This is a genomic window from Sphingomonas xanthus (assembly GCF_007998985.1).
Lineage (GTDB): Bacteria > Pseudomonadota > Alphaproteobacteria > Sphingomonadales > Sphingomonadaceae > Sphingomicrobium > Sphingomicrobium xanthum.
In genome coordinates, this window is the sequence record NZ_CP041659.1 from 2,072,372 (window position 1) to 2,084,250 (window position 11,879).

The following is an 11,879-nucleotide window of genomic DNA, read 5'->3' on the forward strand; positions in this document are numbered from 1 at the left end:
GCCGAGCTAGGCGGGAGGCGTGACCAGTCCCGATCCCAAGCCTTATCCGCTCGATCATCTCGCGTTGCGCGGGGAGCATGGCGCGTTGGCGCTTGTCGCGGGCGAGGAGCGGCTGACCTTTGCGCAGCTGGACGCGGCGGTCGGGCGGGCTGCGTCGGCATTGCTGGCGCACGGGCTCGTACCCGGCGACCGGGTCGCGACCTGGATGGGCAAAACCCTGCTCGCCTGCATCATGCCGCTGGCTGCGGCACGCGCCGGTCTGGTTCATGTCCCGATCAATCCTGTGCTGAAGCATGGCCAGGCAGCGCATATCCTGGTCGACAGCGGGGCAAGGCTGCTCGTCGCGAACCGGGCCAGGCTCGACAGTCTAGCGGCAGGCGAAATTGCCGGGGCAAAATTCGTGGCGCTTGAGGATTGGCGGGCTGATGGAGAGCCTTTGCCCGCCTCCTCTCATGACCCCGAATTCCTGGCGGCCTTGCTCTACACCAGCGGATCGACGGGGCGGCCGAAGGGCGTGATGCTGAGCCATGCCAACCTCTGGCTGGGCGCCATCAGCGTCGCCCATTACCTCCAATTGTCCGCCGATGATCGCACCCTTTGCGTCCTGCCGCTGGCATTCGACTATGGCCAAAGCCAGCTGCTCGCGACCTGGGCAGCCGGCGGCGCGGCGATCGGCTTTGACTATCTTCTTCCCCGTGACGTTGTGCGTGCGGTCGAGCGGCAGAGGGTGACGGTGCTGGCCGGGGTGCCGCCGCTGTGGCTGCAGATCGCCGACCAGAAGTGGGACGGGCATGGGAGAAGCTTGCGCACGCTGACCAACAGCGGCGGCCACCTGCCCGAGCCGTTGGTTCGCCGCTTGCGCGCGCTGTTCCCACAGGCGAGGCTGCACTTGATGTACGGTCTTACCGAAGCCTTTCGCTCCGCAAGCCTCGACCCGGCATTGGTCGACGCCAATCCCGACAGCGTCGGAACCGCCATTCCCTTTGCCGAATTGCGTGTAGTGCGGCCCGACGGTAGCGAGGCAGTGCCAGGTGAGGAGGGCGAGCTGGTCCATTCCGGCCCGCTGGTTGCCAAGGGCTATTGGAATGATCCCCAGCGCACCCTGCAGCGGTTTCGCGATGGCGAGGTCTGGTCGGGCGACACGGTGGTGATGGGCGAGGACGGCCTGCTTCGCTTTCGCGGCCGCGACGACGCGATGATCAAGGTCAGCGGTAATCGCATCAGCCCGACTGAAATCGAGGAAGCCGCGCTGGCTAGCGGACTGGTCGGCGATGCCGCGGCGTTCGGCGTTCCGGACGAACGATTGGGTCAGGCGATCCTGCTGGTCGCAGTGGCGAGCGGCGAAATGGATGAAGCGGGCCTTCGCGCTTACTTCCGCCGCGAACTCCCACCGCACATGCAGCCGCAGCGGATCGAATGGCGCGAGCGGCTTCCGGTCAGCCCGAACGGCAAGCTCGACCGAACTGCGTTAAAGGCTGAGCTGGCATGAAGGCGCTAGGACCGATTCCGTCCGCATTCTCGGCCGATGCCGATGGCCGGCTGCTGATCGGCGGCCGCACTGCCGACCATTGGACCGCCGAGGCGCGGGGAACGCCGCTGTTCGTTTACGACCGGGCGATGATCGTCGCCCAGGCCGAGCGGTTCCGGGCCGCGTTCCCGGGCGAGGTCGCGCTTCATTATGCGGTGAAAGCCAATCCGTTCGCGCCGCTTCTGGAAACGATGGCCGAGCTGGTCGACGGGTTTGACGTGGCCTCGGCGGGCGAGCTGGGCAAGGTCGCCCATCTTGGTCGCCCGGTCAGCTTCGCGGGTCCCGGGAAGCGCGATTTTGAACTGGAAGCCGCGATGCGCGCGGGCGTCACCATAAACCTTGAAAGCGAGGGCGAAGCCGAGCGCGCGCTGGCGATTGCAGCGAGCGAGGGGCTGACGGCGCGGTTGGCGGTAAGGGTCAACCCGCCGTTCGGGCTCAAGGGTTCGGGACAGAAAATGGGTGGCTTGGCCAGTCCGTTCGGGGTCGACCATGACCGCGTGCCCGCGCTCATCAGGCGGATCGTCGAGGCCGGAGCCGACTGGCAAGGGCTGCATATCTATGCCGGCAGTCAGGCGCTGAAGTCCGAGGCGCTGATCGACGTGCAGCATGAGACCATCGGACTAGCGGCGGCGATCGCGGAGTCGGCAGGGCTGGCGCCGCCGAACGTCAACCTGGGCGGCGGTTTCGGAATCCCCTATTTTGGCAAGGACGAGCCATTGGATGTCGAGGCGGTCGGACGGGCGCTGGGCAGGGCCTTGGCCGATCGTCCCGAGATCCTCGCCGGTACGCAGTTCGCAATCGAACTCGGTCGCTGGCTGGTAGGTGAGGCGGGCGTCTACCTGACCCGGATCGTCGACCGGAAGGTGAGCCGGGGGCGTACCTTCCTGGTCACCGATGGAGGGCTTCAGCACCAGCTTGCCGCCAGCGGTAATTTCGGCCAGCTCCTCCGCCGCAATTACCCGGTCGCAATCGCCAGCCGTTTCGCGGCTGGGGCGGAGGAAGAAGTGACGGTTGCCGGTTGCCTGTGCACCCCGCTCGATCTTCTCGCCGATGAAGCTATGTTGCCGAAGGCCGAGGTCGGGGACCTCGTCGCCGTCTTTTGCGCCGGTGCTTACGGACTCACCGCCAGCCCGACCGCATTCCTCAGCCAGCCGATGGCCCGCGAGATCCTCGCCTAGGGATAAAGTGCTTCGACGAAATACAGGCCTTCGGGCGGCGCATTGAGCCCTAGCGCCTGCCGGTCCTTTGCTTCCAGCGCGGCGCGAACATCGTCAGGCGCCCAGCGTCCGCGCCCAACCATTGCGAGGCAACCGACCATCGAACGGACCTGGTGATGAAGGAAGCTGCGGGCGGCGGCCCGAATGTGAATCTCCTCGCCGGCCTGTTCGACCGTCAGCTGGTCGAGCGTCTTTACTGGGCTTTGCGACTGGCAATGGACCGAGCGGAAAGTGGTGAAGTCGTGACGTCCGACCAGGTGTCGGGCGGCTTCGCCCATCGCGCTTGCATCGAGGTCGACGGGCACATGCCAGACCTTGCCGCGATCCAGCGCCGGCGGCGCTCGGCGATTGAGGATTCGATAGAGGTAGCGTCGGCCGATGCAGCTGAACCGCGCATGCCAGTCGTCGGCAACCTGCGCTATTGCGGTGACACTGACCGGCTGGGGCCGGACCAGAGCGTTCACGCCCTCGCGCAGCCGATGTTCACTGACGGTCTTGGCAAGGTCGACATGTGCGGTCATCGCCAGCGCATGAACGCCGGCATCGGTGCGTCCGGCGGCGTGCACCACGGCCGGCTCGCCGGTCATCTGAAGCAGCGCCTGTTCCAGCGCTGCCTGTACCGACGGGCCATGGTCCTGTCGCTGCCAGCCCATGAACGGGCCCCCGTCAAATTCGACCGTCAATCGCCAGCGGGTCATGAGAGGCGCATGCCCTTGGGCAGGGTGAAGCCGCGCAGCAACTCGTCGACGCTCATCGCTGCCTTGCCCGCGCGCTGCAGCTGTGCCGGCTGCAAGGCCCCGGATCCGCAGGCGATGGTCAGGCGATCGTCGATCACCTCGCCAGGCTGGCCGCTGCCATCGACGGCCCGTGCCGAGAGCAGCTTTATCCGCTCGCCGCCGACCTCGAACCAGGCGCCGGGGAAGGGAGCCAGGCCCTGGACGTGGCGGACCAGCTCCGCCGCCGGCCGCGACCAGTCGATCCGCGCTTCCTCTTTGCTTATCTTGGCGGCGTAGGTGACGCCGTCATCGAGCTGGGGAATTGGCTCGAATAAGGGGAGGTTGTGGAGGACCTCTACCATCATCGCTGCTCCCAAGTTGGCCAATTCTTCGGTCAGTTGAGCGGCGTTGCTGTCACCAATGTCGACCGTGCGCTTGTGCAGCATGGGGCCGGTATCGAGCCCGGCCTCCATCTGCATGATGGTCACCCCGGTCGCCTCGTCACCGGCCATGATCGCGCGCTGTACCGGTGCCGCACCTCGCCAACGCGGGAGCAACGAGCCATGGACGTTTAGGCAGCCGAAAGTCGGTGCATCGAGGATCGCTTGCGGCAGGATCAGGCCATAGGCAGCCACTACCGCGACGTCGGCGTCGAGGTCAGCAAAGGCCTGCTGCTCCTCCGCGCTCTTAAGGGACGCCGGCCAGCGCAGGTCGATCCCCAATTCACCTGCGCGCTTGGCAACCGCGGTCTCCTTGATGCCTTTGCCGCGCCCGGCCCGGCGCGGCGGCTGGGTATAGGCGGCGATCACGTCGTGACCCGCCGCGACCAACGCGTCGAGCGTCGGAACGGCGAACTCGGGGCTTCCCATGAAGATGATCCGCATCGCCCGCCTATGGCGCGGCTTGCGTCCGGCGCCAAGCGCCTCCTATGTCGCGGGCATGGCATCGCACCAGATCGAAGCATTGACTCAGGCGCTGGCGCGATTGCCGGGATACGGGCCCAGATCGGCGCGGCGCGCCGTGCTTCACCTGATGAAAAAGCGCGAAGGAGCGATGGAGCCGCTGCTGGCGGCCCTGCAGGCGGTAGCGGACACGCTGTCGACCTGCTCGACCTGCGGAAACATCGATACCAGCGACCCCTGCAGCATCTGCCGAGAGACGCGGCGCGACGAGCGATTGCTGTGCGTTGTCGAGGAAGTCGCGGATCTTTGGGCGCTTGACCGCTCGCGGCTGTTCCCGGGCCGTTTTCATGTGCTGGGCGGGCGCTTGTCGGCGCTTGAAGGCGTCCGCCCAGAGGACCTGTCGATCGATAAGCTGGTCCAGCGTGTCGCGGCCGGAGGCATCGACGAGGTCGTGCTAGCGATGAACGCGACCTTGGAAGGCCAGACCACGGCCCATTACCTCGCCGAGCGGCTGGAGAAATTCCCAGTTCGCCTCACCCAGTTGGCGCACGGCCTTCCCGTCGGCGGTGAACTGGATTATCTTGACGAAGGAACGTTGGCCCAGGCCCTTCGCGCGCGTCGGCCCGTCGCTTGAACCCATTGCCTTGAAAGACTAAATCGCCGTCATGGCCATATTGCGCATCTATGAAACGCCCGAACCGATCCTTCGCGAGATTTCGACGCCGGTCGAGAAGGTGGATGACGAGCTTCGTACGCTAATCGCCGACATGTTCGAGACGATGTATGACGCTCCGGGCATCGGCCTTGCCGCGGTGCAGGTTGGCGTGCCCAAGCGCCTGCTCGTCATGGACTTGCAGGAACCGGAAGATCCGGAGGACCCCGAAAGCAAGCCTGTGCGCGAACCGCGGGTGTTCATCAATCCCGAGATTTTGTCCCACTCTGACCATGAGGTGCCCTACACGGAAGGCTGCCTCTCCGTGCCCGATCAATATGCCGACGTGATGCGCCCCGACCATATTCGTGCCCGCTGGATGGACGAGCATGGCAAGACCCATGAGCAGGAGCTTCACGGGTTACTTGCAGTGTGCCTGCAGCACGAGATGGACCACCTCGAAGGCGTGCTATTCATCGACCATCTGTCAAAGCTGAAGCGCGACATGGTCCTCAAGAAACTGGCCAAGGTCCGCAAGGAGCGCGCGCTGAGGGCGGCCTGATCCGGTTCAGGAAGCGCGGCCTTGATTGTCGCGCCTCAACGCCCCGGTAAATACCTAGGCCAGCGACGCCGCCGCGTTCCGGCAATCGGCGGCGCATTCGCGGCAGATCTGCGCGCACAAGCGGCAATGTTCATGGTCATGGCTTTCGCACTCGGCGGCGCAGGCGTCGCACATACGTGCGCACAGCTCGAGCAGTTCGCGCAACATCGGCTGGTCGTCGCCGGTCCGCCGCGTCCCTAGCCGAGCGGTCGCTTCGCAAATGTCCGAACAGTCGAGGCAAAGCCGGATGCACTGGGTCATGTCCTTGGGCTCGGCCATGCAGGCGTCGGCACAGCTCATGCACATCTTGGCGCAATACATGAGGTGATGCACCGCATTGCCCAGCGACTGGTTGAGATGGTCCTTCGACGCCGGGTGTAGCGAGATCATCTTGCGTATCGACATTCGGCGTTCTCCTGTTTCCCGTCTTGAACGCCTAGATGGCGTCGGCGCCCCGGTCCCCGGTTCGGATTCGGATGGCCTGTTCGATGCCCGAGACGAAAATCTTCCCGTCACCGATGCGGCCGGTGCGCGCGGCATTTTCGATCGCTTCGACGGTCCGGTCGGCAAGCGTGTCCTCGACGACGACCTCGACCTTCACCTTGGGAAGGAAATCGACGACATATTCGGCACCGCGATACAGTTCGGTATGGCCCTTCTGGCGGCCGAAGCCCTTGACCTCGGTGACGGTGATCCCGCTCACCCCGACTTCGTGGAGCGCATCCTTCACGTCGTCGAGTTTGAACGGCTTGATGATCGCTTCGATCTTCTTCACGCGAAAATCCCCTTTATCCGGCCCATCATAGGCACAAGCCGCGATTGGGCGCCACCGGTTGATGCACCTGCGCGTTGGATTGTGAAAAATGGTCAAACCAATGCCGCAATTCGCGGGCAGTCCGGTGGGGACATGAAGAAAGCCATCATTCTTTCGGCGGGTCAGGGCTCGCGCCTCGGCCATTTGACCGACGATCGACCCAAGTGCCTGATCGAATTCAACGGTCGTACCCTGCTCGACCGGCAGCTCGACGCGCTTGCCGCCAACGGAGTCGAAGAGGCGGTGGTGGTCACCGGTTTTCGCGATGACCAAATCGAGGCCGCGCTGGATCGGCGCGGCAGCATCGGCCCGCGCGTCCGCACCATCTACAACCCCTTTTACAAGGTCGCCGACAATCTCGGCTCTCTGTTCGTCGCGCGCGAGGAAATCGCCGGCGATGTGCTGGTCTGGAACGGCGATACGCTGGTCAGCGAGGAGTTGATGGCGCAGGTCGTCGGCAATGCCGGCCGCAAGGGGATTTGCGTCACGATCGACCGCAAGGACGGCTATGACGAAGACGACATGAAGGTCGTGGTAGACGAAGCCGGTCGGCTGCACGCCATCGGCAAGCGGCTGGACCTGGCGGAGGTCAATGCCGAATCGATCGGCCTTCTCGCCTTTCGCGAAGAGGGGGCCCAGACGTTCCGCCACGCTATCGAGCGGGCGATTCGCAGCAGCGAGGGCACGACGATCTGGTATCTGCGCGTCATTCACCAGATCGCCCAGGAAGCGCCCGTGTGGACGCTGGACATCCAGGGGCACGAATGGGGCGAGGTCGACTTTCCCGAGGACGTCGACAGTGCCCAGGCGCTGACTGAGCGTTGGGACAGGGGCAGGAAGGCCTGCGCGGCCTAGTAAGGCGGCTTGTCCAAGCCCTTCGGGCTCTGGGTGAAAATTTCGCAGCCGCTTTCGGTGATTCCGATCGAATGTTCGAATTGGGCCGATAGCGATCGGTCGCGGGTCACTGCGGTCCAGCCATCGTCGAGCATCTTCACGTCGGCGCGGCCAATGTTGATCATCGGTTCGACCGTGAAGAACATGCCGGGGCGAAGCTCCGGGCCGGTACCCGGGCGACCGGCGTGGATCACTTCGGGACTATCATGGAAAAGGCGGCCGAGGCCGTGGCCGCAAAAATCGCGGACAACGCCATAACGGTGCTTTTCGGCGTGGCTCTGGATGGCGTTGGCGACATCGCCCAATCGGTTGCCGGGCTTGGCCTGTTCAAGGCCGAGCATCAAACATTCATAGGTTACTTCGACCAGCTTCTTGGCTTTGAGCGGGACGTCTCCGACGAGGTACATCCGGCTGGTATCGCCATGCCATCCGTCGAGGATCGGTGTGACGTCGATATTGACGATGTCGCCGTCCTTCAGCGCCTTGTCGCCCGGAATGCCGTGGCACACGACATGGTTGATCGAGGTGCAGCAACTGCGGGTATAGCCACGATAGCCGAGCGTCGCGGGAACCGCGCCGGCCTCCAGCGTCATGCGCCGGACAATCTCGTCGATTTCGCGCGTGGTGACGCCCGGGACGACGTGCGGGACCAGCGCGTCCAATATCTCGGCTGCCAGCCGGCCGGCCCGGCGCATTCCCTCAAAACCCTCGGGCCCGTGGAGCTTGATCATGTTGTTGCGCGGCTCGATCCGGTCTTCGGGCCCGACGTGGACATATTCGGTCATGCCCGGGATATAGGATGATCATGAGCGAACATCGAGTCTGGACCGCCGGCTTGGTCGTGATCGGCGACGAGATCCTGTCGGGCAGGACCCAGGACAGGAATATCGCGCAGATCGCCCGCTGGCTGAACGTCCAGGGGATTCGACTGATGGATGTTCGCGTTGTGCCGGACGAGACGTCGCGGATTGCCGAGGCTGTGAACCAGGTCCGGACCACCTATGATTATGGGTTCACCACCGGCGGGATCGGCCCAACCCATGACGACATCACCGTCGATGCGGTTGCCGAGGCGCTTGGCGTGCCGGTGGTCATTCACCCCGAGGCGCGCGCGATTCTCGAGCGTTATTATGCGACCCGGGGCGGGCTCAACGAAGGGCGGCTGAGGATGGCCCGCGCGCCCGAAGGCGCCGAGCTCATCCCCAATCCCGTGTCCGGCGCGCCCGGCATCCGGATCGCCAACCTGTTCCTGATGGCCGGCGTCCCGCACATCACCGCCGGCATGCTGGAGGGCCTGAGCGGCGAGCTGGAGGGAGGGAGGCCGCTGGTCAGCGTGACGGTCGGCGGCTTTATTCCGGAAAGCGAGGTCGCCGACCTGCTTCGAACTGCCGAACGCAGCGCCGATAATGTCGCGATCGGCAGCTATCCGTTCTTCCGCGAAGGCCGGGTCGGATCGAACTTCGTCGTCCGGTCTGACGAGCCAGAAGTCGCGGCGCGTGTCGCGACAGAACTTGCGCAAATGCTGGCGGATGCCGGGTTCGAGGCATTCGAAGGCGGGATTTAGGGGCGCGCCCGTGGCTTCGCTCGTGCGCTCCAATTCGCGATGTCCCGACATCGGAAGGTTGGAGCGGGTGAAGGGAATCGAACCCTCGTCGTAAGCTTGGGAAGCTTCTGCTCTACCATTGAGCTACACCCGCGTGGCCGGGCCGTGCGGTGCCACGCGACCCCGAACCCGTCAAGCGCCCAAAGAAAACGGCGCCGCCCGAAGGCGACGCCGAGATCTTATCGTTGATAACGAAGGCTTAGAAGCCGACGTTAACCGTCATGCTGAGCGTGCGCGGCGCGCCGATCTGCACGAACGGCGGATTACCGAAGTTGGTGCTGCTCGACACCGACTGGGCCAAGCCGCCGCCGAACCCGCCGACATAGAATTTGTCAAACAGGTTGTAGACGTTGAACTGGACGTAGGTCTTCTTCAGATCGTCGGCGAAATAGCCCATGTTCACCCGTGCATCGAGGTTAACCAGCCAATAGGCCGGGGCAGCCGCTGCGAACACCTGCTCCTGCGGGGTAGCGCCGGTGGTTGCACCGATCGTGCCGCGGTAAACCGGCAGGTTGGTGTCGAAGACGTAACGCGGGCCGGTACGCTTGGCGGTGATCCCCAGATCGACCGGACCCAGCGAGCCGAGGACCGACGTGCCGTAGGTGTACTTCGGCGTGCCCGATTCGCGATTGCCTGCCGTTTCGGCAAAGATCGTATCGCCGACGACGGTGCAGCCGAAGGTGCCGTTGGTAACCTGCGCACTGTTGCAGGCGCCGTTGGCCACATCGTCCTTGATCTTCGACTTGTTCCACGACCCGAAGGTGTAGATCGTCAGCTCCTTGATCGGGGCATAGGCGAGCGAGCCGTCGATACCCCACTTGTTCACGCGGCCAAGGTTGCGGAATACGGTCTGGTTGAGGTCGGGATCGAAGGCCGAGGCCAAGCGATCATCGAACTTGGTGTACCAGGCCGAAAGCTGCGCCTGGACCTTGGTCGAACGATAGCGCAGGCCAACGTCGAAGCTGTCGGTGGTTTCGGGACGCGGCTTCGCCTGCGGCGTGCCTTCCGGATAATAGAAGCTGTTGTAGAGATTGTCCGTGCTGGGGACCGACAGGCCCTTTGCATAGCTGGCGAACGCCGACAGATTGGTGGTGATGTCGTAGACCGCACCGATGTTCGGAAGCAGCTTGTTGTACTTCAGCGTGCGCTTCTGAGGAGGCGCGAAGCCGGTCACAACGCCCGTGCTCTCGTTATAGCTGTACGGATTGGCTGCCGCATAAGCCGCAATGGCCGCCGGATCGCCAAGGCAGTCGATGAATCCGCCCGCCGAAGTGGTGAAGCAATTCTGGTCCAGCTTGCGCTTGAAGAAGGGGGCGCGGACGCCGACGTTGACGGTCAGCGCGCCGAACTCACCGCGATATTCGCCGGCAACCTGGTTCAGGATCGCATAGCTCTGGCGGTCACGCTTCTGGACGTGATCGCCATTGGCGTCGGCCAGCGGATCATTGATCGGGAAGACGTCGAGCGGTTCGCCATTGGCGTCGAGGCCAAGCAGCTCGCCGGTCTGGCGGTGGTTGGCATGGTCGAACGTATAGGAAAAGCGCAGCGTGTGGTCGTCGTTAAGGTCGTAGCGCAGGCCCGAAATCACGCCGTAGCGATAGGTTCGAGTCTGGCTCGGGGCGAGCAGCGTGACGCCGCCGCCCGGAACGTTCGACGCCGAAGCAGTCGAGCTGCACGCCGAACCCGAGGTTGCCGGGATGCGGCAGGTGTCCAGCACGTCGCCGTCGCCGTTAAGGTCGCGACCGAAATAATAGTTGCCGCCGATGAAGCCGGTGTAGGTGACGCCGTTGATGATCCGGACGCCTTCACGGCCGGTGACCGTGCCACCGCCGTTGGCCTTCACATATTGGAAGCTGGGATCGACCGTCAGGGTCAGCTTGTCAGTCAGCGAGAAACGCGACGAACCGCGGATGTTGCCGGTGTTCGACGGATTGTAGCGGCGGTCGAATTCGGTGCCGCAGCTGTTGGTGACGTCCTGCACGCCCGTTTGCGGCGCATCGGTCTGGCATGGATAGTTGATGTCATATTCGCGCTCGTCATTGCTGCGCGGATAACGGTCGTTGGAACCGGAACCCACGTTGCGCGGGGTCGCATTGTTGGCGGCGCGGGTGGTGTCCCAGCGAAGGGGCAGCGAACCGAAGAAATTGTTGCGGTTCTGGTTGTAGTGGCCAGAAATCGCGACGAAATCTCCGCTGCTCAGCGGCTGGTAGATTTTCGCATTATACTGCTGCTTGTTGACCTTGCCGTAGTTGTTGAACGGGTTGTCGTTCTTGGCAGTCGAGGCCGACACCCAGGCGCGAGTACCCCAGGGGCCCATCTCGCCGGTGTGGAACAGCCCGAAGAAGCGGCGGAAATCATATTCGCCAATCGAAACCGAGCCGCGAGCGCCCATTTTCTTGTCCGGCGTGATCGAGCGGTAGTTGACGGTGCCGCCGACGGCCGAGGCGGTCGGGCTGTCCACGTCGGTCGTGCCGAGGTTGACGTTGACCTGCTCGATCAGTTCCGGGTCCATCTGCTGGTTCGAATAGATGGCGTAGTTGCCGCTGTCGTTGAGCGGGATGCCGTCGAAGGTCAGGCTGATGCGCGACGAATCGAAACCGCGGATGGTGAGCGTGCCGCCCGACGAGCCGTAGGCGTCGTTATTCTGGAAGCTAACGCCCGGCACCAGATTGATGGTGTCGAGAATGGTCTGGCCGGGGTTCTGGCGCGCGATCATTTCCTGGGTCAGCACCGCCTTGGCCTTGGCGGAATCGGGGGTCTGTACGCCGCCCACTTCCTGGACCCGCGAACCGGTGACGACGATCGTTTCTTCGAAATCGACCGACCCGGTCGACTGGGCGAAAGCAGCGGCTGGCATGACGACAGCCGTCGAGCAGAGCAGAATCAGTTTTTTCACGGAACACCCCAAATGAATAGCAGAGCAGACGTCGATTCGGACGTGCAAGGCGGCCA

The 11,879-nt window shown here is 64.0% G+C and carries 12 protein-coding genes and 1 tRNA gene; 6 read left to right on the forward strand and 7 right to left on the reverse strand.

What is annotated here, in order from left to right:
* The first annotated feature begins 19 nt into the window (after positions 1-19).
* Positions 20-1,489: an AMP-binding protein gene (locus FMM02_RS10450; protein WP_147494781.1), complete on the forward strand. Its 1,470-nt coding sequence runs from the start codon at positions 20-22 to the stop codon at positions 1,487-1,489.
* Positions 1,486-2,706 (forward strand): pyridoxal-dependent decarboxylase, exosortase A system-associated, encoded by a 1,221-nt coding sequence (locus tag FMM02_RS10455; protein WP_147494782.1) that lies wholly within the window; start codon positions 1,486-1,488, stop codon positions 2,704-2,706. Before FMM02_RS10450 ends, FMM02_RS10455 begins: the two co-directional genes overlap by 4 nt.
* Here FMM02_RS10455 and truA read toward each other — a convergent pair.
* The gene (gene truA / locus FMM02_RS10460) at positions 2,703-3,443 is read right to left on the reverse strand and encodes a tRNA pseudouridine(38-40) synthase TruA (protein WP_147494783.1); all 741 of its coding nucleotides are present in this window, start codon (positions 3,441-3,443) and stop codon (positions 2,703-2,705) included. The two genes, FMM02_RS10455 and truA, sit on opposite strands and share 4 nt — an antisense overlap.
* Positions 3,440-4,345, reverse strand: coding sequence for a methionyl-tRNA formyltransferase (fmt, locus tag FMM02_RS10465; RefSeq protein ID WP_147494784.1), 906 nt, complete (start codon positions 4,343-4,345; stop codon positions 3,440-3,442). Before fmt ends, truA begins: the two co-directional genes overlap by 4 nt.
* A gap of 55 nt (positions 4,346-4,400) precedes the next feature.
* On the opposite strand from fmt, the gene recR reads away from it, so the two are divergent.
* Together recR and def are read left to right on the forward strand one after the other, a co-directional pair.
* The gene (gene recR, locus FMM02_RS10470; protein WP_147495074.1) at positions 4,401-4,997 is read left to right on the forward strand and encodes a recombination mediator RecR; all 597 of its coding nucleotides are present in this window, start codon (positions 4,401-4,403) and stop codon (positions 4,995-4,997) included.
* A gap of 31 nt (positions 4,998-5,028) precedes the next feature.
* On the forward strand, positions 5,029-5,577 hold the full coding sequence (def, locus tag FMM02_RS10475; RefSeq protein ID WP_147494785.1) for a peptide deformylase: 549 nt from the start codon (positions 5,029-5,031) through the stop codon (positions 5,575-5,577).
* 54 nt (positions 5,578-5,631) lie between these two features.
* Here def and FMM02_RS10480 read toward each other — a convergent pair whose 3' ends face one another.
* On the reverse strand, positions 5,632-6,021 hold the full coding sequence (locus FMM02_RS10480; RefSeq protein ID WP_147494786.1) for a four-helix bundle copper-binding protein: 390 nt from the start codon (positions 6,019-6,021) through the stop codon (positions 5,632-5,634).
* A gap of 31 nt (positions 6,022-6,052) precedes the next feature.
* A complete protein-coding gene (locus FMM02_RS10485) occupies positions 6,053-6,391 on the reverse strand; it encodes a P-II family nitrogen regulator (RefSeq protein ID WP_147494787.1) in 339 nt (112 codons plus the stop codon).
* 132 nt (positions 6,392-6,523) lie between these two features.
* Between FMM02_RS10485 and FMM02_RS10490 the strand changes: the two genes are divergently transcribed.
* Positions 6,524-7,285 (forward strand): phosphocholine cytidylyltransferase family protein, encoded by a 762-nt coding sequence (locus FMM02_RS10490; protein WP_147494788.1) that lies wholly within the window; start codon positions 6,524-6,526, stop codon positions 7,283-7,285.
* Here FMM02_RS10490 and map read toward each other — a convergent pair.
* Positions 7,282-8,109 carry a type I methionyl aminopeptidase gene (gene map, locus FMM02_RS10495; protein ID WP_147494789.1) on the reverse strand — a complete coding sequence of 276 codons (828 nt, stop codon included), beginning with the start codon at positions 8,107-8,109 and terminating at the stop codon, positions 7,282-7,284. The two genes, FMM02_RS10490 and map, sit on opposite strands and share 4 nt — an antisense overlap.
* 20 nt (positions 8,110-8,129) lie before the next feature.
* On the opposite strand from map, the gene FMM02_RS10500 reads away from it, so the two are divergent.
* On the forward strand, positions 8,130-8,888 hold the full coding sequence (locus FMM02_RS10500; RefSeq protein WP_147494790.1) for a competence/damage-inducible protein A: 759 nt from the start codon (positions 8,130-8,132) through the stop codon (positions 8,886-8,888).
* A gap of 59 nt (positions 8,889-8,947) precedes the next feature.
* Here FMM02_RS10500 and FMM02_RS10505 read toward each other — a convergent pair.
* A tRNA-Gly gene (locus FMM02_RS10505) sits at positions 8,948-9,021 on the reverse strand.
* 105 nt (positions 9,022-9,126) lie between these two features.
* A complete protein-coding gene (locus FMM02_RS10510; protein ID WP_246104869.1) occupies positions 9,127-11,784 on the reverse strand; it encodes a TonB-dependent receptor in 2,658 nt (885 codons plus the stop codon).
* Positions 11,785-11,879: the final 95 nt, after the last annotated feature.

Bases quoted from the DNA above. Each gene is read 5' to 3' on its own strand.
- FMM02_RS10455 (WP_147494782.1), top strand. From the start codon at position 1,486: ATGAAGGCGCTAGGACCGATTCCGTCCGCATTCTCGGCCGATGCCGAT.
- truA (WP_147494783.1), bottom strand. From the start codon at position 3,443: ATGACCCGCTGGCGATTGACGGTCGAATTTGACGGGGGCCCGTTCATG.
- fmt (WP_147494784.1), bottom strand. From the start codon at position 4,345: ATGCGGATCATCTTCATGGGAAGCCCCGAGTTCGCCGTTCCGACGCTC.
- recR (WP_147495074.1), top strand. From the start codon at position 4,401: ATGGCATCGCACCAGATCGAAGCATTGACTCAGGCGCTGGCGCGATTG.
- def (WP_147494785.1), top strand. From the start codon at position 5,029: ATGGCCATATTGCGCATCTATGAAACGCCCGAACCGATCCTTCGCGAG.
- FMM02_RS10480 (WP_147494786.1), bottom strand. From the start codon at position 6,021: ATGTCGATACGCAAGATGATCTCGCTACACCCGGCGTCGAAGGACCAT.
- FMM02_RS10490 (WP_147494788.1), top strand. From the start codon at position 6,524: ATGAAGAAAGCCATCATTCTTTCGGCGGGTCAGGGCTCGCGCCTCGGC.
- map (WP_147494789.1), bottom strand. From the start codon at position 8,109: ATGACCGAATATGTCCACGTCGGGCCCGAAGACCGGATCGAGCCGCGC.
- FMM02_RS10500 (WP_147494790.1), top strand. From the start codon at position 8,130: ATGAGCGAACATCGAGTCTGGACCGCCGGCTTGGTCGTGATCGGCGAC.
- FMM02_RS10510 (WP_246104869.1), bottom strand. From the start codon at position 11,784: ATGCCAGCCGCTGCTTTCGCCCAGTCGACCGGGTCGGTCGATTTCGAA.